This is a genomic window from Bacteroides sp. D20 (assembly GCF_003436255.1).
Lineage (GTDB): Bacteria > Bacteroidota > Bacteroidia > Bacteroidales > Bacteroidaceae > Bacteroides > Bacteroides uniformis.
The window spans coordinates 351,015-374,816 of the sequence record NZ_QSOO01000003.1; the positions used below are offsets into that span (position 1 = coordinate 351,015).

At 47.1% G+C, this 23,802-nt stretch carries 10 protein-coding genes; 8 read left to right on the forward strand and 2 right to left on the reverse strand.

Going from position 1 to position 23,802, the window contains the following annotated elements:
• Nucleotides 1-186: 186 nt before the first annotated feature.
• A complete protein-coding gene (locus DXD78_RS04840; RefSeq protein WP_117652550.1) occupies nt 187-1,575 on the forward strand; it encodes a PAS domain-containing protein in 1,389 nt (462 codons plus the stop codon).
• A gap of 10 nt (nt 1,576-1,585) precedes the next feature.
• Here the strand turns inward: DXD78_RS04840 and DXD78_RS04845 are convergent, their stop codons facing one another.
• The gene (locus DXD78_RS04845) at nt 1,586-2,545 is read right to left on the reverse strand and encodes a FimB/Mfa2 family fimbrial subunit (RefSeq protein WP_005833650.1); all 960 of its coding nucleotides are present in this window, start codon (nt 2,543-2,545) and stop codon (nt 1,586-1,588) included.
• A 347-nt stretch (nt 2,546-2,892) separates the two neighbouring features.
• Between DXD78_RS04845 and DXD78_RS04850 the strand changes: the two genes are divergently transcribed.
• The 4 genes from DXD78_RS04850 to DXD78_RS04865 are packed head-to-tail and all read left to right on the forward strand — an operon-like array spanning nt 2,893 to nt 12,422.
• A complete protein-coding gene (locus DXD78_RS04850; RefSeq protein ID WP_009037357.1) occupies nt 2,893-6,087 on the forward strand; it encodes a TonB-dependent receptor in 3,195 nt (1,064 codons plus the stop codon).
• Between the two features lie 13 nt (nt 6,088-6,100).
• Nucleotides 6,101-7,780 carry a RagB/SusD family nutrient uptake outer membrane protein gene (locus DXD78_RS04855; RefSeq protein ID WP_009037356.1) on the forward strand — a complete coding sequence of 560 codons (1,680 nt, stop codon included), beginning with the start codon at nt 6,101-6,103 and terminating at the stop codon, nt 7,778-7,780.
• A gap of 41 nt (nt 7,781-7,821) precedes the next feature.
• On the forward strand, nt 7,822-9,792 hold the full coding sequence (locus DXD78_RS04860; RefSeq protein WP_034529142.1) for a hypothetical protein: 1,971 nt from the start codon (nt 7,822-7,824) through the stop codon (nt 9,790-9,792).
• An 8-nt stretch (nt 9,793-9,800) separates the two neighbouring features.
• Nucleotides 9,801-12,422 (forward strand): hypothetical protein, encoded by a 2,622-nt coding sequence (locus DXD78_RS04865; RefSeq protein WP_009037354.1) that lies wholly within the window; start codon nt 9,801-9,803, stop codon nt 12,420-12,422.
• 394 nt (nt 12,423-12,816) lie between these two features.
• Here the strand turns inward: DXD78_RS04865 and DXD78_RS04870 are convergent, their stop codons facing one another.
• Complete coding sequence (locus tag DXD78_RS04870) at nt 12,817-14,385, reverse strand: glycoside hydrolase family 43 protein (protein ID WP_005833639.1); 1,569 nt, start codon at nt 14,383-14,385, stop codon at nt 12,817-12,819.
• 252 nt (nt 14,386-14,637) lie between these two features.
• On the opposite strand from DXD78_RS04870, the gene DXD78_RS04875 reads away from it, so the two are divergent.
• The 3 genes from DXD78_RS04875 (at nt 14,638) to DXD78_RS04885 (ending at nt 23,739) form a co-directional block, all read left to right on the forward strand.
• Nucleotides 14,638-16,419: a cellulase family glycosylhydrolase gene (locus DXD78_RS04875; RefSeq protein WP_034529139.1), complete on the forward strand. Its 1,782-nt coding sequence runs from the start codon at nt 14,638-14,640 to the stop codon at nt 16,417-16,419.
• A gap of 219 nt (nt 16,420-16,638) precedes the next feature.
• Nucleotides 16,639-20,718, forward strand: a complete 4,080-nt coding sequence (locus tag DXD78_RS04880; RefSeq protein ID WP_187370431.1) for a hybrid sensor histidine kinase/response regulator transcription factor — start codon at nt 16,639-16,641, stop codon at nt 20,716-20,718.
• 138 nt (nt 20,719-20,856) lie between these two features.
• Nucleotides 20,857-23,739: a TIM-barrel domain-containing protein gene (locus tag DXD78_RS04885; RefSeq protein ID WP_008661966.1), complete on the forward strand. Its 2,883-nt coding sequence runs from the start codon at nt 20,857-20,859 to the stop codon at nt 23,737-23,739.
• The last annotated feature ends 63 nt before the right edge of the window (nt 23,740-23,802 follow it).

Consider the following 23,802-nt stretch of genomic DNA (forward strand, 5'->3'; position numbering starts at 1 on the left):
GATTGTGCTGTATCATCCTTTTGTATTGGGTTATTCTCAAAATATTCTCTTCTCGGCATTAAATACAAAATAATGGGTGTAAAATGCAAATTTATTTCGTAGATACTGTTTTCGCATTTATTTTTTTCTAAATTTGCAGTAGCTGGAATCTTATCTAACTATTTAATTATTAAATGTTTGCCAATTATGACAAAACATGTTCCTCTTTTTTTACCTCTCGGAAGTATTCGGTTACTGACGATATTCTTCTCTTTTTGTATAATCTTTGTTCATCCGGCATTGGCTGACAAAATGGCTGAAAGCCCCGAACTTTTCGATACTGCTTTCACCTTGCAGGAAAGGCTTGATATTCCCGACGGGTTTGTTCAAAGAGAGATGGTCTATATTTCCATTCTTTTAGGTACATTGGTGCTGTGCCTCTTCTTTTTCTTCATGCAGAGGCGGATGAAGAAATTGAGGGAAAGGGACCGGGAGAGGTATCTGCAACTGTTGGAAGGCATTCTTGATAATCTTCCCATTGCGGCAAAAGTGAAGGATGTGAATGATGGGATGCGCTATACTTTTTGGAATAAAAAGGCAGAGGAACTCTTTGAATGTTCGGCCAGAGAGGCTATAGGCAAGACGGATTTTGAAACAATGCCAGAGGCTGCGGCTTTAATTAGGAAGGAGGATGAAGAGTTGGTCAAGACGGGGATTCCACAAGAAGGTATACGACGTTTTTTTACCAAGAAGAACGAGGAGCGGTTTATCTTCCAGAACAATAATTTTATAAAGCTTTCTGATGGTCGCAAGTGGATTGTTTATACTGCTTGGGACATTACTGATTTGAAAATCATGGAGCGCAAGCTACGTCTGGCCAAAGAGGAGGCTGAGGAGTCCAACCGGATAAAATCGGCTTTCCTGGCCAATATGAGTCATGAGATACGTACTCCGCTCAATGCAATAGTTGGTTTTTCGAGTATTTTGACCACGGAAGTGTCTGAGGAAGAACGGGTGGAGTATCTCGATATTATAGAGCGGAATAATGAACTGCTGTTGCAGCTCATCAATGACATTCTGGATTTGTCGAAGATAGAAGCCGGTACATTGGAGTATGTCTATGCTAACGTGGATATCAATAAAATGGTGTCCGAGATAGAGCAGGCTACAAGTATCAGGCTGACCAATAAAGACGTGCGTCTGGTCACGGTTACGCCATTGCCCGGTTTGCTGCTGTATACCGATCAGCGCAGAATTACTCAGGTATTCAATAACTTCATCAGTAATGCGCTGAAGTTTACTGCTGCCGGTAGCATTACCATTGGTTACGGAATGCCCGAAAATAGCTATATCCGTTTTTATGTCACCGATACCGGGACGGGGATATCATCTGAGAATGCGCAGGGGATTTTTAACCGCTTTGTGAAGCTGGATTCCTTTAAGCAAGGTACCGGACTGGGACTGGCCATTTCGCAAAACATTGTGAAGGAACTGAAAGGAGAGATAGGGGTGGAGTCACAGTTGAGCAAGGGCTCCACTTTCTGGTTCACGTTGCCTTTTTATAAGATGGACGCGCACCGTTCTATCTTTCCTTGATGCTGCAAGCTCAATCCAATGAAGGGACATCGATTGTCTGGCTTTCCTCGTTCCAGTTGTCAAGGGTGAATTCTCCGGATGATTCTTCGGAAAAGATGTCTCCCAGAGTGAGGGTCAGGGTCAGTTTGGAGTTTGCTTCCAAAGGTCCGTTCAATGTTTGCTTGAAACTTTTCACGTTTCCATTTTTCAGTATGATGCTCATCTGGAATTCCGGTTTCCCGAAAGAAGGGAAGAGCATGACGGTGGCGTTGCTCATTTGTGTACCGTCGACGGAACGGACCAGAGGGAAGGCTACTGTGCGTGGGCTTCCTTGAGGAGCGGCGGTGTAGAAATTCAGTTCTCCAGCAATATTGGTGATGCGCACCACCATGCTGTCGATGCTCGAACTGAGGATGCCGTTGTTCTTGTCCTTGATGATTACTTTCAGTCCGGTCACTACCCGTTTGAGGGATGCTTTCAGGTCCTCACTTCCAATGTTGGCAGGCTGGACGGCGTGTACCAGGTCGAATACCGGATAATAGGTTGTGTCCGCTTCCATTTTGAATAGGGAGAAGTGTTGCCGGGACATGTCTTCGCCTAAGATGTAGACCGGGTCCCTCATGAGAGGATGTGCATAAATCGGCTCCTCGTATTTAGGGGTTCCCCAATAAATCATGTTATAGAGACCTGCGGGTAAGGATAACTCTCGATTGACGCCATCGTTATAGAAAGCTCCGTCTTTAACTTGGTAGTAACCGTAAAAAGGTGTCAGCTTCCGGTTTATGTAGTTTCCATAATAAATAGAGGTGCCCGCCTTGCAGGGCATGATGGTCAGTATGCCGGTCAGCGGGCTTTGTCCGCTTTCTGTGGACACGTCCATCAAAAGTCGTGGTGATACCAACTCACTGCTTTTTTCTATCTGGGGCGGATTGTCATCGGCGCAGCTTGCCACGATTGCGGCAAGTACTGCAAATACTACTAATTTTTTCATTATCTGTTAAGCTTTAGGTTGTTCTTCCTTGAGAACGTTTTTAGAAAGAAATGGTTCTTTGTACTCCGGAGAAAGTATATTGGGGATGGAAAAGTGAGGTGAAACCAATTCCGGTATTGAGGGGAATGGGAAGAATAGCCCCTCTTCAAAAGGCTTAGAGAAGGGACGGAAAACAAATTATACCTTTTTTAGTAACATTTTAGAAGCCTTGATTAACGAAATCATATACTCTTCGTAACAATTTCTCGACATTCTTTTCTTGTTCCTCCATACATTTGCATCCGAGTTCTTTGGTATTAATTGAAGAACACAATGAATCTTTGATATTAACCATTAAATAATGTACAATGAGAAAAACATTCTTGGAAAAGTGCATAAATCTGCGTTTATGCCGTGTTGCATTGGTACTTTTGTTTCTTGTACCTGCAATCAGTAGCCTGCAGGCTAATCCTTCTCAAAACAAGACCATTTCGGGTGTTGTGACATCGGCTACGGATAGTGAGCCGTTGATAGGTGTCAGCGTGCAGGTGAGAGAAACCGCTACGGGTGGAATTACCGACATTGATGGCCGGTATTCGGTAAGTGCCCAACAAGGACAGACACTGGTGTTTTCTTACATCGGTTATCAATCACAGGAAATCAAGGTAGGTACTTCTTCCGTCATCAATGTGGTGCTGAAGGAGGACACGGAAATGTTGGATGAAGTGGTTGTAGTGGGCTATGGTGTCCAGAAGAAGAAATTGGTGACGGGTGCCACTGTTCAGGTGAAGGGTGACGAAATAGCCAAGATGAATACAACCAATCCCTTGCAGGCTATGCAGGGACAGACACCGGGTGTAAGTATTGCTTCGACTTCCGGTCAACCGGGTGCTGACATGAAAGTGAGTATCCGTGGTCTTGGTACCGTGGGAAATAGTGCTCCTCTTTATCTGATTGATGGTGTGGGTGGTGATATTTCTACTTTGAATCCTGCCGATATTGAAAGTATAGATGTACTGAAAGATGCGGCTAGTGCGGCTATCTACGGTTCGGCCGGTGCTAATGGTGTAGTGCTTATTACTACCAAGCAAGGGCGCGAAGGTAAAGCGCAGATTAGTTTCGATGCTTATTATGGAATACAGAATGTAGCTCGTAAGGCCAATATGCTGAATGCAAAAGAGTATATGGCCATTATGGATGAGCAGGCTTTGAATAGCGGACTTTCGGCTTACGATTGGAGCCAATACCAGTCTATTTACGATGCCAATGGCAATGTGTATGATACGGATTGGGTAGATACTATGTTCAAAGATAATGCCACAACGGAGAGCTATACGCTGGGTGTCACTGGTGGAAGCGCAACTTCCACTTATGCCCTTTCGTTAGGATATATGAGTCAGGAAGGTATTGTCGGCGGTTCGGATGTGTCTAACTATTCGCGTTACAATTTCCGTGTGAACAGCGAGCACAAACTTTTCAAGGATATTTTGAAAGTGGGCGAGCAGGTGAGTTTTGTATATAAGATGAATAACGGTATCAGTGTAGGCAACCAATATAATAATACCTTACGCGGTGCATTCGGAACATCGCCTATCGCTCCTGTCTATAGCGATAATAATCTTTATGATTCGCCTTACAATGACACCAGTACCAGTGACTGGAATAAAGGTGATGGAAACCCTTATGGTTTAATGATGACCGACAGCAACAATGAGAACAAAACGGCTACTTTTTCCGGTAATGTTTATGCTGAATTGCAGCCTGTCAAGAATTTGAAGATAAAGTCTGTATTCGGTGTGGTTTATGGTTCCAGCGAATACCGTAGTTTCAAGCCTCTCTACAAGTTCAGCCAATATATATATAATGAAGAACGTACTACCGTATCTCAAAATGCCAATCACTCTTTGGGTATGACATGGACCAATACGGCTTCTTATGACTGGACTATGGGAGAACATTCGTTCAACGCCTTGCTGGGTATGGAAGCCTATCGTTACGAGGGCACTTATATCGAAGCTAAAAATGGTATGTTGAAAGAAGGTTTTGATGATTGGGAGCATGCTTTTGTGGGCAACGGAACGGCCTCCGATTCGACCAACGGCTTGGGTGTCAGTGGCAATCCGCATACCGAGAGCCGCAAGGTGTCCTATTTCGGCCGATTGGGTTGGAACTGGAAAGAAACTTATATGGTCAATGCTACTTTGCGTGCAGACGGTTCGAGCAACTTTGCCAAAGGCAACCGTTTTGGTTACTTCCCTTCGGTATCGGCAGGATGGACCATTACTAACGAAAAATTCATGGAAAGTACGCAAAACTGGCTCGACTTCCTGAAAATACGTGCCAGCTGGGGACAAGTGGGTAATGCCAACATTGACGCATTCCAATATCTGGCTCCTATCAAGAGTACCAATACACACTATCTTTTCGGCAGCGGTTACGGCGACTCGGATGCTGCGGCACAGCTCGGAACCAACTGGGGAGCTTACCCTAGTCGTCTGGCTAATGCTGACATCAAGTGGGAGACTTCACAGCAGACCAATATCGGTCTTGATGCCCGATTCCTCAACAGTCGCCTGGGTGTTAATTTCGATTTCTACATTAAAGATACTAAAGACTGGCTCGTGGTGGCTCCTATTCTTGCTACTGCCGGAGCAGGTGCTCCTTATATTAATGGCGGTGGAGTGAAAAACACCGGTGTGGAACTCAATCTTACTTGGAATGACCAAATAGGCAAAGACTTTAGTTACAATATCGGTATCAACGGTGCCTACAATAAGAATAAGGTCGGAGAGATTCCTAACGACGATGGTATCATTCATGGCTCTACCAACCAGTTGTATGACAATACTCCTGAATTCTATCGTGCCGAGAATGGTAAGCCTATCGGTTATTTCTATGGTTTCAAGACAGCAGGCATATTCCAAAACAATCAAGAAATAGAGGATTGGATTAAGGCTGGTAACGGTGTGCTGCAAGCTGACGTACAACCAGGTGACGTGAAGTTTGTGGACATCAACCATGACGGACGGGTGAACGAGCTTGACAAGACCGATCTTGGTAACGGTATTCCTGATTTCACTATGGGCTTCAATCTCGGTTTCAACTGGAAAGGACTTGATTTCTCTGTAGTGGCCAACGGTGCTTTCGGACAGCAGATTGTCCAGAGCTATCGTAACCATACCTCCAAGCAAGCCAATTATACTACTGCAATTTTAGGACGTTGGACAGGAGAGGGAACCAGCAATCGCATACCTCGTGTCACAGACCAGAATCTCAACTGGCAGTTCTCAGACCTCTATGTGCAGGATGGTGATTACCTGCGAATCAGTAACATTACTTTGGGCTACGACTTTGCCAAGCTACTGAGATGTAAGGTCATCAGTCAGTGTCGTATCTATGCTCAGGTACAGAATGCGTTCACATTTACCAAATATGACGGCATGGATCCGGAAATAGGTTATGGTCCCGAAGGAGATAACGGACAAGGTTGGGTGTCGGGCGTTGATTTAGGTTATTACCCCCGTCCCCGTACCGTATTGTTTGGTGTTAACTTGAAATTTTAAAATATAGACTGATATGAAGAAAAACAAAAATATATTTATGGCAAGTGTCCTGCTCCTGAGTTTGGGACTGGCTTCGTGTACCGACAGTTTTCTCGATGTTACGTCGAAGACTGAATCTTCAACCGGTACATTCTATAAGACTGAAAAAGATGCTTATCGTGCTCTGATAGGTTGTTATGATGGTTGGCGCCAGACTTCATCAGCCATGATGGTAGGGTTTTATATAGCTTCCGAGGTGATGAGTGCCGAGTGTTTTGGCGCTACCGGAAATGCCGATGGACGTGGCTATCAGGCCATTGACCGTTTTGACATCTCCCAATCGCCGGCTGACCTCAACCTATACGAAGGTGACTGGAAAAATTATTATGCGGGCGTCTATCGTTGCAACGAGCTGATAGCTCATGAAGAGCAGATTGTATGGAATGAATCGGATAGCAAACGTGGTATCTATATGGGCGAATGTCGTACGTTGCGTGCATTGCTTTATCTGGATATGGTTCGTTTATGGGGGAATATCCCACTCTTTCTGGAACCGGTAAACGAAAATCGCGCTCCTTCACCTGCCAAAGAGGTGTTCAGTGCCATATTTACTGACTTAAAATATGCTATCGAGAATATTCCCGGTGACGCTTATCCCAAGGCCGACTATACCAAGAACGACGGACATATTACAAAATATGCCGCCGAGGCTTTGCTGGCACGTGCCTATCTTTTCTATACCGGATATTACGGTGAAGAACCTGTAGAGGTGACTCGTGCCGAAGCTTTGGCTGCTGTAGAAGACGTAATCGCTTCAGGAGAATATGGTTTGGTACCGCAATTCAAGAATTTATGGCCGGCTTCTTCTGCAAAAGTGGCCGAAAAAGGAGACTATGAAACTTTGAAGGGTACATATGCCGGTGATGGAAACAAGGAAACCATTCTTGCGTTGAAATTTACCGCTACTCAGGATTATAACGGGAATAATGACTCCAACCGTTGGCAGGTGATGTTGGGTATGCGCCAGCTTAATGCTGCTCCCTATTGCAAGGGATGGGGCGCATTGACGGTAAATCCTGATTTTGTGGAAGCGTTTCCCACTGGTGACCTCCGCCGTTCGGCTTCTATCATTGATTTGGTAGGGGAAGGAATCACCGGTTCGGCCGACTTTACCACCAGTTTTAATGACTGGCGTGAATATACCGGCTATGCTGTGAAGAAGTATGCTCCCCTTTGCTATGCCGATGGAAGCCATGCCGGTAAGCAGGATGGTAGCGGTGACTTCCAGACACAGAACCGCCAAGACTACGTTATTATCCGTTATGCCGACGTATTGTTGATGGCCGCAGAACTGGGTAGCCCCAATGCGCAAACTTATTTCGACCAAGTGCGTAAGCGTGCTTATCAGGTTGATGACAACGGAACAGTATCGGCCAACTATCAAGCTAAGAGTGTGTCTCAACAAGCTATTATGGAAGAACGTCGTCTTGAATTTGCTTTTGAAAGCATTAATTATTGGGATCTCCTGCGTCAAGGTATAGACGTGGCAGCCGAGAAGCTCGCCTTGAATGGTGTCAAGGTGAAGAGTGGAGGCGCTGATGATGCAATAACCATACGGGTCGACCGTGTGAAAGCCACCAAAGGCTTGAGCCAGATTCCTTATAATCAAATTAACCTTTCACAGAGTGTACTTGTGCAGAATCCCGGATGGTGAGTACCATTAATAGAGTAAATAAAAAATAAAAACAATAAGATATGAGACTTAAATCATTCTTTTCCATATTGGCAGGAGCGGCTTTGATATTTTCCGCTTGCTCGCCCGAAGAGTACGAGATGGGGGCAAAAACCTATGTTTCCGATGATTTGGTGGAAGGTATCGCCTATACGGTGACCCCTGATGCCAATGATCCTAATACGATTCATCTGACTTCGCTCATCAAGGGAGCCACTCCCTTGTGGGTCACTCCAAGCGGTCCTTCTCAAAGGACCACTCTTGACTTGGCACTTCCTTTTGCCGGAGAATATAGCGTGACTTTCGGCGCTTCCACACCGGCAGGTCCGGTATATGGCGAACCATATACCTTCAAGGTAGAGACCAATAACTTTGCCATGCTCGAAGACCCTATCTGGGCTAACCTTGCTGGTGGAGTGGGCAAGAGCCGTAAGTGGGTTCCCATTGACAAGAACTTTGGTATTGGCCGTTGTTCGGGACCGGTGATGTACATGAGCCACACTGATGTGAAAAATGATGGAAGCAATATTACCGACCTTATGATTGGTAGCGCCAATTGGGCTCCCAACTGGGATCCGGGTATCCAATCGTGGCTCATTCCGGCAGACGACCCCTATTTCCAGTCGTACATCACTTTCGGCCTGGATGCTGTGAAAGGCTGTACGGTGGAACTTCATCGGGTGGCTGCTTCGGGCACGACGGATGCCACCGGAACTTTCAACTTGAATGTGTCTGACCCGAAACGCCCTGTCATATCTTTCTATGGCGGTACCTATTCATTGCATAACGAGGGTTTTGATGATGTCTGTTCCAACTATACCAACGACATCAAGATTATAGAATGTACTCCTTATCTGCTGCAGGTAGCTACGATGCGTACCAATAGCGAAGGTCCGTGGTGGCTGGTGTGGAACTTCATTTCCGAAGAGGCTTATAATGACCCCAGTATCATACCGACTGAAGATCCGGGTTTGCTTCAGCCTGCCGAAGTACAACAGCCTGCCATTGAAGATTTGGCAACCAAACTGTTCACTACTGAAATCAACGGTGTCACCTATGTGGGCAATGAGGCACGCTTCCTCATCAATGATGAAGAACCTTATGACTGGACATGGTGGAATGGTGGCTCTGCTGCTTGGGAAAGCGTAGTGAAGGGACAGTACGGTTCTTCATGGGCACCTGTGGCCGATGCTTCCATTGCCGACTATGAGCTGGTATTGAGCAGCACGGCCGATGGCTACAAATGGGATGACGGTACCAATGCCGGTAAGCTTGCCATTGAAGACGGCAAATTGAAATTTATGGATGCCGACGGCAATCCGGTTGAGATAACCGTCCTCACCGCTACCGGTGATAAGCGCACGGTGGAAGTGAAGGGAAGCGAGTTTACCGTAATGGCTTGCGATGTCACCAGCTCTTTCCAGATGGGTGTGCCTGCAACGACCAATGACAAGGGAGCCGTGGATTCTTATCTTTGTGCCAACCTCAACTACAAACCTATCGCTACCGGACCTACCGGGCCTACTGAAATCAAGGTAGACAACAGCAAGGTACAAATTCTTTTCGGTGACGGAAATCCCGATCGTTTGCGCTTGCAGTTCTACAATCCTTGGGGCGGTGGTGACGCGGGATGGCCGATCGACATCACGAAGGTGAAGTTGAAAAAGAACCAGACGCTGAAGATACAGTACAAAGTGCTGAGTGGAATCACTTGGAACGAGGGCGCGACTCCTAAGACCGTGATTATGGACAATAACATCGGAAATGCTTGGGAAGATGACTGCTACAACCTGGCTCATGCCGTGGCCTTTGATACTGCCGAAGGAGCTGTACAGACTGTGTCCGTGACCAATACCACCGGTGCCACTGTGACTTACGAAGGAAGCAGTTGTATCTGTATCGGTATCCAGAATAAGGGACTTGCTACTGTGGCTGCCACCGAAGACGGACAGCCGGATGTGAAGGTTGAGATAATTTCGATGACCATTGAATAACCACTTAAATGAATTTAGTATATATGAAGACAAAGATATATTTAGGAATACTTTCACTTGTACTGGGTCTTTCGCTGGCTTCGTGCAGTGAAGATGACGACTATACTATCCACACCACCCCGATTCTGAACGAATCGTCGGTGGTGACGGGGTCGTCCGATGTGACCGCCACTACCGCTACACTCCATGCCACGCTCTCCGGGTTGGATGGCATGGATGCCGGAAGCTATAAGACCGGCTTCTTCTATGGTTTTGCGCAAGACAACCTGCCCGAGGACGTGCAGGCTGCTTATGACGGCAGCGCCTTCAGTGCTCAGTTGAACGGGTTGAACAATAACTCTACGCTCTATTATCAGGCTTATGTATGCTTGCAGGGTAAGGTGTATTACAAAGGTGAGGTGAAAAGCTTGCTCACCACCGATGCCAAGGTGGCTACTGCCGATGCCGCATCTGTCGACTTCGCCTCGGCTGTATTGGGTGGGACATTGACCGATGCTACGGCCGATGCTACTTGTGGTGTTGTTATCTCTACTTCATCCGATGTAGAAGCGGTTCGTGCAGGCCTTATAGTGAAGAGTGAGGAACTTAAGGACAGCTATTCATTCGTCCATGCAGGGTTGGTGCCCGAAACGCAATACTATTATGCGGCTTACCTCAATCTGGGTAGCGGCATTGTGTATGGTGAGGTGAAGAGTTTCACTACTCCTGCCTATGACTTCGACCTCGACAATGACCTTGTCGACCTGGGACTCTCCGTGAAGTGGGCTCGCTTCAATGTGGGTGCCAAGAGCGAGACTGGACTGGGTGGCCTTTTCGGATTCGGTGACCTGACCGGATGCAACAATAGCATCGACCCTGCCGACTATGCTTCGGCCGATACTTATAAAACGGCTTCCGACTTGGCTTTCCGTGCATTTCAAGGGCGTGCCACACTGCCTACTGCCGATGATTTCGAGGAACTCTTCACGTTGTGCCAGAAAGAGTGGACTGAGCAGAATGGAGTGACAGGTTTCAAGTTCACCGGTCCTAATGGTAATTCCATCTTCCTGCCTGCAGCCGGTACGCGTGTGGCAAACGATGTGACAGCGCTGGGTACTGAAGGATATTACCTCACCGGTACTGTCAACTCTTCCAATACAGAATTTGCGGTAGGTTACCAGTTTGCAGCTTCTGTCAATCACCGTATCACTGCCGCAGTTTATCAAGGTATGGCTGTACGCGCTGTTTCCACAGCCAAGAACGTACCGTTCAACAAGGCTCTGCTCTATCAGAAGTGGTATCTTGACAATGGCCAGGACGGTAAGCAGCACGTGTTTGAAGGGCCTTTCACGCAGTGGGGGGTTACGGACAACTGGAGTACGGTTTCCAACGGACAACCCAACATTGAACAGCAGATTCATTGGGAGATGGGTACCGGTAATGGTTGGATAGGTTATACTTACGGAAAGGACTACGGTTATATGGAACTCAAGGAAGACGGTACGGTGAACATTCATCGCATTGCCGAAGACGGCACCGTGACCGATGAGACAGGTAAGTTTACGATTGACGAGGCGAACAAGGTGATTGACATTGACATAAACGTGCTTTGCGCCAATACTTGGATTGGCACGAAAAGCGGTAAGCTGAACATTCTGTCATTGACTGCCGACGGCTTGCAGATTGCCCTGCCTGATGGCGACTATGGCTATTCGTTGAACTATTACAGCCAGGCCAAGGCCGATGCCGATGCGCAGATTTCGGTATTGCTCAATATCGCCGATTCATCATGGGGAGGAAGTTGGGATGCACCGCTTGCAGCCATTTCACCCGAAGACTTGGCTGGACAGCACACGTTTGTTTTCGAGGGAACTTGTACCGATGCTATGGTGTTTACGCTTGACTTTGTCGATATGGTGAAGCGTTATCCCAATTCGTTTGTACGCATTGACGAAATCAAGCTGGATGGTACTTCCATCCGGTTTGATGCCAATCGCTTCTACTATGGCGACATTGAAGGAAACGGCAAGTACCGTGTTCAGTTGTTCAATGCTTATGGAGCCGGTTCAGCTGACAATAAAGTACCCTTCAGTCCGTTCAGCAATGTAGAAAATCAAGGTACCGAGCCTGCCATCCATTTCAAGGAGAAGCTTGAGATTGTCTGCACCGTCATTACCGACGGTACCGGTGCAGGTATTTATACGCCCAATCTGGTTACTGTCAATCCGGATTGGGGAAGTGCATGGGGATATAACGCAGGAGCTACGTTCGAGGTGAAATACGAGAACTTCCAGTACAGCCTTGTGGCTTCTCAGTTCGACATTAAGTACGAATCTGCCGACTATGCGGCAGGTTCCATCATGACCTTCGTTGAAGTGGCTGACATTTACAAGTATTTCCCCGGTTTACATGCCACACTTGACAACCTCTATCTGGATGGCAAGGAAGTGACATTTGATGCATCCAAAGTGCTCGATGCCAATGAATCCCCGAAGTATCGTCTGGAACTTTGGAATTGCTATGGGGCAACAAAGGATAAAGGGTGCGCTTTCGGTACTCCTGATGGTGATGTTATCAAGGAACTTGGTTTCAGCAGTTCTATGGAAGTGAAGTTCACGTTCCACACTCTTTTCTCTGTTCCTGAATGGTAAGAGGGATAGACGGAAATATACTGGTTAGATAGGAAATCCGGGATGCAGGCCATCCCGGATTTTTTGTTTTGCCCTCACCGGTGTGCATCGTTCTGATATAGATTGAAGAACCATAGAGAGAATAAAATAAAGGAGGTGGTCCGTAAGGCGGCGCTTTGATAGCTCTTTGCCTTGTACTTTGTTCGGACGGGATGGGTACTTATTGCGATAAACATAGTGATTTTATGGTATCTCCACTAAAGTGGTCCGCCTTGTTCATAGTAGTGAACAAATCAGCCCACTTAGGTGAACAAACTTGTTCACCTAAGTGGGCCGTTCATGAATCTTTGTACTGAACCGGACAGACAAAAGGGCGGAAGCGGAGAAAAGCAGGGGCTTTCTCTAAGATTGGCTGCTATTTTCCTTCGTAATCAAAGTATTCAAAGTCTGCATATGCTTTTGAGGTTTGAGAACCGGAGACGGCATACAATCCCAGCATGATTCCCGTAAAGCCACCGGCAGTTTCTGTACTGATATAGCGCGTATTCATTCGGCCCAGTTCTTTGAAGTCCTTTCCGTTTGTGGCATACTCGAACGAATAGATTTCGTTGCTGCCTTTTACACGGAGTTGTACTTTCCCCTGGGGCAGAATAACTTCCTTTTCCGTATGGGTCAATTCATTCAATTGGTAGCGCAATACTACAGCTTGTTTCCCGTCTGCCAATTGCTTGACTAATAAATCGTAATGGGACGATTCGAACATGTAGACCGTCAGGCCGGCTTCGTCGCCACTGGCGGCTTTTTTCAGTTGCATGGAAGTGGTGGCTGTGAAGTCGATATGTTCTTGCCGGCGGCCGGCAAAAGTAGGACTGCCTTTCCCGTTGTTCAGGTTTACGGGGGTTGCTTTCAGACGGAGGTTACCGGAAGCAAAAGTATAGTTTTCCGGATGATAGTTTCTGATATGAACCCATTCGGGACCTAATTTGCCGTTTTTGAAATCGGTGCGTGCAGGCTTGGGGGCAAGAGGATGTTGCGGTAGGGTTGGTACATCCATTTGCAGGGCTATTGTACCATCTCCGTTTACTACCGGCCAGGCATTCTTGTCCCAGCGCACGGGAGCAAGGTACGTTTCGCGTCCCAGCAGGTGATGGCTGCCGCTTTGCGGACGGAAAGCGAGACACACCATCCACCACGAACCGTCAGGAGCTTGTATCAGGTCGGCATGGCCGGTTCCTTGTATCGGGCTGTTCTGTGCATTCTTGTTGATGTGGGTCAGGATGGGATTGGCGGGGTTCTCTTCGTACGGGCCGTCTATATCGCGGCTACGGGCTATTGTCACTTTGTGCCCGTATTCCGTGCCGCCTTCGGAAATCAGCAGGTAATACCAGCCGTCTTTCTTGTAAATGTGCGGCCCTTCAGGGTGCCGTCCGCCCGTGCCGTTCCAGATGCGTTTGGACTCGTTGAGTTGTTCGCCGGTTTTGGGGTTGATTTCGCACAGATAGATACCTACGCCCGGATTGCTGACGAGGTAACACTTGCCGTCTTCAAAATAGAGGGACGGGTCTATACCGCCTTGCTTGAGCCATACGGGTTCTGACCATTCGCCACGCGGGTCGGTAGTGTGTACAAGGAAGTTGCCTTTGTCGGACACGTTGGTGGTAATCATGTAGAATGTACCGCTGTTGTAGCGGATGGTAGGTGCATAGATTCCTCCCCATGGGCCGGCGTCGTGAAGCGGCAGTTGTGAGGGGCGCGTCAGGCAGTGTCCGATTTGTTCCCAGTTGATGAGGTCTTTGCTGTGGAACAACGGTACGCCCGGGAAATATTGGAAACTACTGTTGACCAGATAAAAGTCATCTCCTGCGCGGCAGATACTCGGGTCGGGATGGAAACCGGGAATAACGGGATTTTGATAACCTTGCCGGTTTTGTGAAAAGCAGGACAGGCTGAGCGCCAGTCCTAAAAGTAACATCATCTTTCTCATAAATACATTGTATTTTAAATAGTTTATCAGATATATGAATCAGGGTAGTTGAAGGAAGTGTTTATACACAAAAATAAAGTATTCTTTCGGTTCAAGCAAGCCGGATGTGTCTGATGTCATTCAATGATAACTTTTGAACCCTATTCGGAAACAAATGATACCGTTGCAGATAACATGGCATCGGTGTGTTTTCCGCCTTTTCCGCTACTTTTGCTCTCACTGATTTAACCATTATTTTTAATACGTAAAGACATGATGAAGAATATCATTGAAAAATTCCAAATTTGCCTGGTGCTGTCGGCACTGCTTTTCTCTTCTTTCGTTGCCGCATGTTCCGGCAATGATGATACTGTGACTCCAGAAATAACGATTCCCGCGAACATTCTGACGGATGGAATGACTTTCTCCAAGACCGGAGGAACAAGTACGCTGAACATCAAGTCGAACGTTGCATTGGAAGTTACCAGCAGTGCACCGGAGTGGTGTAAGGTTACTGCCGAAAGTTCTGCTTCGAGTAGTATTTTGAAGTATACCGTTATGGCAGAAGCCAATACGGACACGAGTGACCGTGAAGCCAAGGTAACGGTGAAAGCCGGAGGCAGCGAAGTAGGGAGCTTCACAGTGAAACAAACGGCTGCGGACGGATTAATCATATCCAACTCTACCTCTTTCGACCTGCCAGCTGCGGGAGGAGATGTTTCTGTAGTGGTGGAAACCAATGGTGACGTACAAGCCGTTTCCGATGTTTCTTGGATAAAGGCAGTCAATACCCGTGCCATGGAAGACAAGATTTTCAAGTTTACCGTCTCTCCCAATCCTTTGGGAGCGCGCGAAGGCCATATTTCTTTTACTTTGGGTAGCCTGACGGAGACTGTGACCGTAAAGCAGGGTGCGGGCGAAACCGGGAATATGGAAAGCGATGCCAGGACACTTGCCGCCAAGATGTATGCAGGTATCAATATCGGCAACACGCTGGAAGCTTGTGATAACAAGAGCAAGATAGCGGGCGAAACGTTATGGGGAAATCCTAAAGTAAGCGAGGCATATGTCAAAGGGCTGAAGGCATTGGGATTTAATGCGGTACGCATCCCTTGTGCGTGGGATTATTACATTGTGAATCCATCGACCTATGAGATAGATGCTGTATGGCTCGACCGGGTGAGCGAAGTGGTGGGTTACTGTGTAGCCAATGATATGTATGCCATTGTCAATATCCATTGGGATGGCGGTTGGCTCGAAGAGAGTATCACTCATGGTTACAGCAGCGAAGTGGATGCCAAGCAGAAAGCTATCTGGACACAGATTGCCAATAAACTGAATGCTTATGACGAGCACCTGCTCTTTGCCGGATGTAACGAACCCGGACAGCAAGACCAGGGGAACGTTGGAACATCGGCAATAGATGTTATCTTGAAATATGAACAGACCTTCATTGATGCCGTGCGTGCCACCGGAGGAAATAATGCGAGCCGTTGTCTGATTGTGCAAGGCCCTTATACCAATATTGACAAGACGGTGAATGATTACACGATGCCCAAGGATGAGGTACCCGACCGTCTGATGGTGGAAGTTCACTTCTATGATCCCTATCAGTTCACCATGATGAACCATGACGAAACCTGGAGCAATGTATTCCTTTATTGGGGTAAGGATAATCATGTATCCGGTTCCATTCATAATGCCACCGGTTACGAAGAAGATTATGTGAAGCAGCAATTCCAGAAGATGAAAACGGCCTATGCAGATAAGGGAATTCCTGTGATTGTAGGCGAGTATAGCGCCATGAAGCGGACAAAAGAAGACAAGATAGAGGGGACTTCTGAACTTGCCTATCCTGATATTGACCAGGAGATGCATAACAAGAGCCGCGCCTATTGGAATGAGGTAGTCACCCGAGAGGCGAAAAACCACGGTTGTGTCCCCTTCTATTGGGAAACCGGCGGTGACATGAACCGTGGTACGGGTACGGCGAAGGAGGCTTATGCCATTGAGGGCATCATGAAGGGAGCCGCAGCCGGTCAATACCCTTATTGATTGAGTGGTGGATAGAATAAAAGACAGTTTTTAAAAGTATCATACAAATAGGTTTTATAGGTTACAAGGATTGTTGATATAGTTTTTTTGATTGGTTACGGAGAAGTATGTCCGCGAGGGATATGCTTCTCCTTCTTTAAAAATCCTTGTCTTTCCTTGCTTTTCTGTTCGTTTTTCACTTCATTTGCAACAAAAATAACTTCCCTTAGCTCTGATAGTATGAAAAGACTGCAACTACTGCTCTTGTGGGTTTGGATGGTATGTTTCTCTGCTGCTTCACATGACTACATGTTTAAACATTTGGAAGTGAAAGACGGACTTTCCAATAATCAGGTTAATGCTATTTATAAAGATTCAAACGGATTCATGTGGTTTGGTACAGCTTCGGGGCTGAACCGCTATGATGGTTACAATATAAAGATTTATCGCAGCCAGAAAGATGACGAGAAATCTCTTCCCGATAGTTATGTCGAGGATATACAAGAAGATGCGTCCGGTAATTTGTGGATACGTACGGGAAGTGGGTATGCCATTTACAACTCGGCTTCCGATGTTTTTGACCGTAATGTGGAAGCTTGGATGTGGAACGTCGGTCTGACCGGAAATCCTTCGCTTATCTATATTGATAAGGAAAAGACTTTCTGGATCTATATTAATGGTAAAGGTGTTTACAGCTATAGAGAAGGACAGAAAAATGCCGTGGCAGTAAAGGAGGCGGATGAACTGCTTGCGAAAGCCGAAGTGTCCGACATGAAAGAATGCGGCGAAGGAATCCTGTTGGTTTTGAGTAACGGTATCTTGGTTTGTATAGATGAGGAAAAGCAAAATATCAAGTGGACCAATCCGGACATTGCCGAAGATTGCAGGGAAGTAAAGAATGCTACCTTTGATTTGTTTGTCGACCATAGTGGGCGGGCGTGGATATTCAGTGTGGAGGGGATGTGGATTTATAGCCTTTCTCGGAAGGTTTGGGAACAGCGTTCTCCCCGAACGGACACCTACAATACCGTACGTGCAGTGGCACAGGATAAATACGGATGTATATGGGTAGGCAGGGATCAGGATGGCATTGAATTGATAGAACCGGCGGGACGGAAAATCCGTCTGGCGAACGATCCTAATAACGGGCGTACTCTGTCCAACAATACAATAACGGCTCTTTATGAAGATGAGGCCGGTACGATGTGGGTGGGAACCTACAAGAAGGGTGTCTCTTTCTATAATGAAAGTGTCTTCAAATTCGGCATTGCCGATGTAGGCGACATCAATTGTGTGGAGGACGGAGGCGGTGATATCGTATGGGTGGGGACCAACGACCGCGGGTTGATTCGCTGGAATAGCGTGACGGATGAACGTATGTTTTTTTCGCATACGGCAGATCCCCGCTCTATCTCGAGTGATGTCATAGTCTGCCTTCTTCGGGACAGTAGCGGCAGAGTGTGGGCTGGTACTTTCTGGGGCGGACTGAATTGCTATGATGGAAACCGCTTTATCCATTACCGGTCCCGTAAGGGAGACAGTAACTCGCTGGTCTATGACAATGTATGGGCATTGGCAGAAGATGCGGACAAAAATATCTGGATCGGTACGTTGGGGGGAGGATTGCAATGCCTGAATCCTCAGACGGGGATATTTACCACCTATTCTACAGGTAATTCAAACCTTGTGTCGGACTATATCTCATCCCTCTGCATCAGCTGTGACAATAATCTGATTATCGGTACTTCGGCAGGGATGGCTTTCATGGACCTGAGGACCGGCGAGATTACAAATTTTGCAGGTACAAAATCGGGTAAGACCAGACTTTCCAACCAAAATATCAATCAAGTTTACGAAGATAGTCGCGGTTTGTTATGGATAGCCACGCGTGAAGGCTTGAATGTATATGACAGCAAACGGGATGAATTGTACGAAGTGCCTATCAAACCCGGTTTCTCCAAACTATTGATATTAGGTATTACGGAAGATGAAAACAAAAGTATATGGATCAGCACCGGAGGAGAACTGATAAACGTGGTGTTGTCCGTTGACAGCAAGACGGAGCAGCCCGTGTTCCGTTGCTATACCTATAATGACAAGGACGGGTTGCAGAGTTGTGACTTCAACCAGCGTTCCCTCAAACGACTGCATACGGGCGAGATTGTAGTGGGAGGACTGTATGGGCTGAATCGCTTCCAGCCGGGCAACATAAAGTATAACCGTACGTTGCCCAAGGTTATGTTTACCGGTTTCCAGTTGTTCAATGAAGACGTGAAGGTGGGCAAGGAGTATGCAGGACGTGTCATCTTGAAGGAAGCTTTGAATGAAACAGAAGAAGTTGTCTTGGCTTATAAGCAGAATGTGTTCACGGTGCTGTTCGCGTCGGACAATTTCGTGCTGCCCGAAAAGACACAGTATTTCTATAAATTGGAAGGGTTTAATGAGAACTGGCTGACGAGTATGTCCGATATGCATCGCGTTACCTATACCAATCTGGCTCCGGGGACTTACATTTTAAAAGTGAAGGCTACAAACAGTGACGGATATGCGGGTACTGAAGAGGCTTCGCTCAAGATTGTCATTCTTCCGCCTTTCTGGATGACTCCGTGGGCATATATCGTTTATGCTCTTCTGATAGTAGGAGTTGTTTCCTTTTCACTTTATGCCGTACAACGGAGGGAACGTAATAAGTTCAGAATCCGCCAGATAGAGGAAGATGCGAAGAAGAGGGAGGAGTTGAGCCAGATGAAATTCCGCTTTTTTACGAATGTCAGCCATGAGTTGCGTACGCCGCTTACGCTGATTATATCGCCGATGGAAAGTATGATGAAGGAGATTACGGACGAAAAACTGCATGGCAAGCTACAACTGATGTACCGCAATGCGCAGCGTTTGTTGAATCTGGTCAACCAGTTGCTCGATTTCCGTAAGAATGAGATGGCAGGATTGCATCTCACTTTGTCCGAGGGGGATATTGTGGCGTATGTGCGTAGCATCTGTGCTTCTTTCCTGATGCTTTCTGAAAAGAAACATGTGCATCTGACATTCTTTTCGGCCATGGAATCGCTGAATATGTCATTCGACGAGGATAAAATTGGTAAAGTTGTGATGAATCTTCTGTCCAATGCTTTCAAATTTACTCCGGACGGGGGACGTGTGGATGTGGCATTGGAAATGTCGAAAGAGATGTCCGGAAGATTGCTGATAAAGGTATCGGATACCGGTGTCGGTATCAGGGATGAAGACAAGGAGCGGATTTTTGAACGTTTCTATCAGGTGGAGCAGGAAGAACCGGAGCACCAGTCAACGGGTAGCGGTATTGGCTTGAGCCTGGTACGCGACTTTGTGACGCTGCATGAGGGTACGGTGCGCGTTGTCGACAATGTGGGTTCCGGTAGTGTGTTTCTGGTTGAGCTCCCGGTTAAACATGTACGTGTAAGTCCTCCCAAGCCTGCACCGCTTACAGAAGAGGTGGAAGAGCATGAGGAACTTTTGCCGGGTATGGAAGAGGAAGCGCTTTCGGTTGATTTGCTGGACGATATGGAGGATAATGAAGATGAAAAAGAAAAGCCGTTGGCCCTGATTGTGGATGATAATGAAGATTTGGTTGCCTTCATGAAAGATAGTCTGAGCTTGTATTTCCGTATACAGTCAGCTTCCAATGGTCGGGAAGCTTGGCAGAAAATATCGGAACTGATGCCGGATATTATTGTCAGCGACGTAATGATGCCCGAGATGGATGGGAATGAATTGTGCCGCTGGGTGAAGACCGATAAACGCACGAGTGACATTCCGATGATATTGCTCACTGCACGGCAGGCTGTGGAAGATAAAGTGGAGGGGTTGACCATCGGTGCGGATGATTATGTGACGAAACCTTTCAATGTGGAAATCCTTATTCTGCGTATGCGCAAGTTGATTGACCTGAGCAAGAAGCGCAAGGCAAAGTCGCTCATTGACCCCGAACCAAGTGAAATAGCCATTACTTCGTTGGATGAAAAGCTGGTGGAAAATGCCATCAAATATGTGGAGGCGAACATCGGTCGGTGTGACTTGTCCGTAGAAGAGTTGAGTCGGGGGTTGGGTATGAGCCGGGTACATCTTTACAAGAAACTCTTGCAGATAACCGGTAAGACACCTATTGAATTTATCCGTGTCATCCGTCTGAAAAGAGCGGCGCAGATGCTGCGCGAGAGTCAGCAAAATGTATCGGAGATAGCGTATCAGTTGGGCTTTAACAACCCCAAGTATTTCAGCAAATATTTCAAGGATGAATTCGGTGTTTTGCCCTCTGTTTATCAGGAAAGAGAGGGTAGATAACAAAAGATACCCCTTACGGAAACATATTGTCTTTTAGGGTAATCAAAAGCGCCCTTTTGTTTCAACATCGGGAGGACTCGTTTTTGAAGTAAACTTTCTATTTTTGCATTGGAGAAAATTCACTTTAAAAACAGTAATATGAAATTGAAAAACACTTCAGTTTATTTGCTTGCCGGATGGATGCTCGCCGCATGTTCCGGAGGCGGATTCCAAAAGACCGAGAACGGTGTTGTTGTGGAAGTCAAGCAGCAGCAACCGACGGATGTGCGTAAAGTAAGATTAGAAGTAATGGGCGAGAAGCTCATTCATGTATCGGCTACTCCTGAGAAGGAATTTTCAAAGGAGCAGAGTCTCATTGTGATCCCTCAACAGAATAAGACCGACTTTAAGGTCGAAGAGCAGGGCGATGAAGTGACTGTCAAGACATCGGAATTATGTGCCATTGTGTCCAAGACAACGGGTGAGGTACGCTTCACGGATGCCGACGGCAAGCAGATTCTGGCTGAAGACTCTGACGGGCGGACCTTTACTCCGGTGGAAGTGGAAGGTACGAAAGGATATACAGTACGTCAGGTATTCCAGTCGGCAGGCAATGATGAGGCTTTCTATGGCTTGGGCCAGCACCAGGCGGATGAGTTCAACTATAAAGGTAAGAATGAGGAACTGTTCCAGTACAATACAAAGGTGTCTGTACCCTTCATCGTGTCTAATAAAAACTACGGTGTGCTTTGGGACAGCTATTCGCTCTGCCGTTTCGGTGACCCGCGTGACTACTCACAACTGGGTGATGTCTTCAAACTTTATGATAAAGAGGGCAAGGAAGGTGCTTTGACCGGTACATATATTCCGGGCAAGAAAGACGTGGAAACCCTTGTACGTCGTGAGGATTCTCTTTATTTTGAACATCTGGACCGTGCCGCACATCTGAGTAAGGTGGTTAATTTGCCTGCGGAGTTCCCGTTCGGAGGGTCCGACGTAGTTTATGAGGGAGAAATAGAACCGGCAGAAAGCGGCTTGTTCCGCTTCATCCTTTACTATGCAGGCTACATGAAAGTATATATTGATAATGAATTGGTGGTTCCCGAACGTTGGCGTACGGCTTGGAATCCTAACAGTTATAAGTTTGCTGTTAATCTGGAAGCGGGCAAGCGCGTTCCGTTGAAGATAGAGTGGAAGCCTGATGCCGGTGTTTCTTACTGCGGTCTGCGGGTATTGAGTCCGGTGGCTGATGAAGAACAGAACAAACTCTCTTGGTGGGGTGAAATGCAGAATGAAATAGACTACTACTTCGTTTATGGTGATGATATGGACGATGTGATTAGCGGCTACCGTACATTGACAGGTAAATCCCAGATTATGCCGAAATGGGCGATGGGTTACTGGCAGAGCCGTGAGAAGTACAATACGCGTGAGGAGGTTCTCTCCACCTTGAAGGAATTCCGTGAACGTCAGATTCCTATCGACAATATCGTAATCGACTGGCTGCACTGGAAGCAGAATGCATGGGGAAGCCATGAGTTCGACCCTGAACGTTTCCCCGACCCGAAAGGAATGGTCGACTCCATCCACGCCATGAACGGACGTCTGATGATTTCCGTATGGCCCAAGTTCTATGCTACGACCGAACACTTCAAGGAATTTGACGAAAAAGGTTGGATGTATCAGCAGGCTATCAAAGACAGCATCAAAGACTGGGTCGGTCCTGGCTATCTGGGCTCTTTCTATGACGCATACGATGCCGATGCACGCAAGCTCTTCTGGAAGCAGATGCAAGACCACTACTATCCTCTGGGTGTTGACGCTTGGTGGATGGATGCCAGCGAACCGAACATACGCGACTGTACGGATTTGCAATACCGCAAGGACCTTTGCGGTCCGACAGCACTCGGCCCCTCTGCCAAGTTCTTCAATGCATACGCACTGATGAATGCAGAAGCTATCTATGACGGACAGCGCGGCGTGGAACCGGACAAGCGCGTCTTCTTGTTGACACGTTCCGGCTTTGCAGGATTGCAGCGCTATTCTACCGCCACCTGGAGTGGTGACATCGCTACCCGTTGGGAAGATATGAAAGCGCAAATCTCTGCCGGCTTGAACTTTGCTGTCAGCGGTATCCCTTATTGGACTATGGACATCGGTGGATTCTGTGTAGAGAACCGTTATGTGGCTGGTCAGATGGAATTCAACAAGACCGGACGTGAAAATGCCGATTATAAGGAATGGAGAGAGTTGAATGCCCGTTGGTATCAGTTCGGCGCTTTCTGCCCGTTGTTCCGTGCACACGGCCAGTATCCGTACCGTGAGGTTTGGAACATTGCTCCGGCAGGACATCCGTGCTACAACTCCATCGTTTACTATACGAAGTTGCGTTACAACATGATGCCGTATATCTATTCTTTGGCTGGTATGACTTACTTCAATGATTATACCATCATGCGTCCGCTCGTAATGGACTTCACAGCTGATGCAAATGTCAACAATATAGGTGACCAGTTTATGTTCGGTTCTGCCCTGATGGTGGCTCCGGTTTACGAATACGGTGCACGCAGCCGCGAGGTTTATTTCCCGGTAAGCTGCGGTTGGTATGATTTCTACTCCGGTAAGTATGTGAACGGTGGTCAGAAGTTGACAGTGGATGCTCCTTATGAACGTATTCCGCTCTACGTTTGCGAAGGTGCCATTGTACCTTATGGTCCGGATATGCAATACAGTGATGAAAAACCGGCTTCGGAAATCACTCTCTATGTTTATACGGGTAAGGACGGCGCGTTTACGCTCTATGAGGATGAAGGTGTGAACTATAACTACGAGAAGGGACAATATGCCACTATACCGTTTGCCTATAACGATGCTGAGGGTACACTGGTTATCGGCGACCGTACGGGTGACTTCCCCGGTATGCTGAAGGAACGTACTTTCAATGTGGTGAAGGTAAGCAAAGACCAGCCGCAACCGTTCGATTTGAAGGCGAAAGGCACAACGGTGAAGTATGACGGAAAAGCACAAACCGTAAAATTATAATCAGAATGATAGACGACGGTGCCAGGGAGAGAAATCTTCCCGGTACCGTTCTCGTCGTTCCTC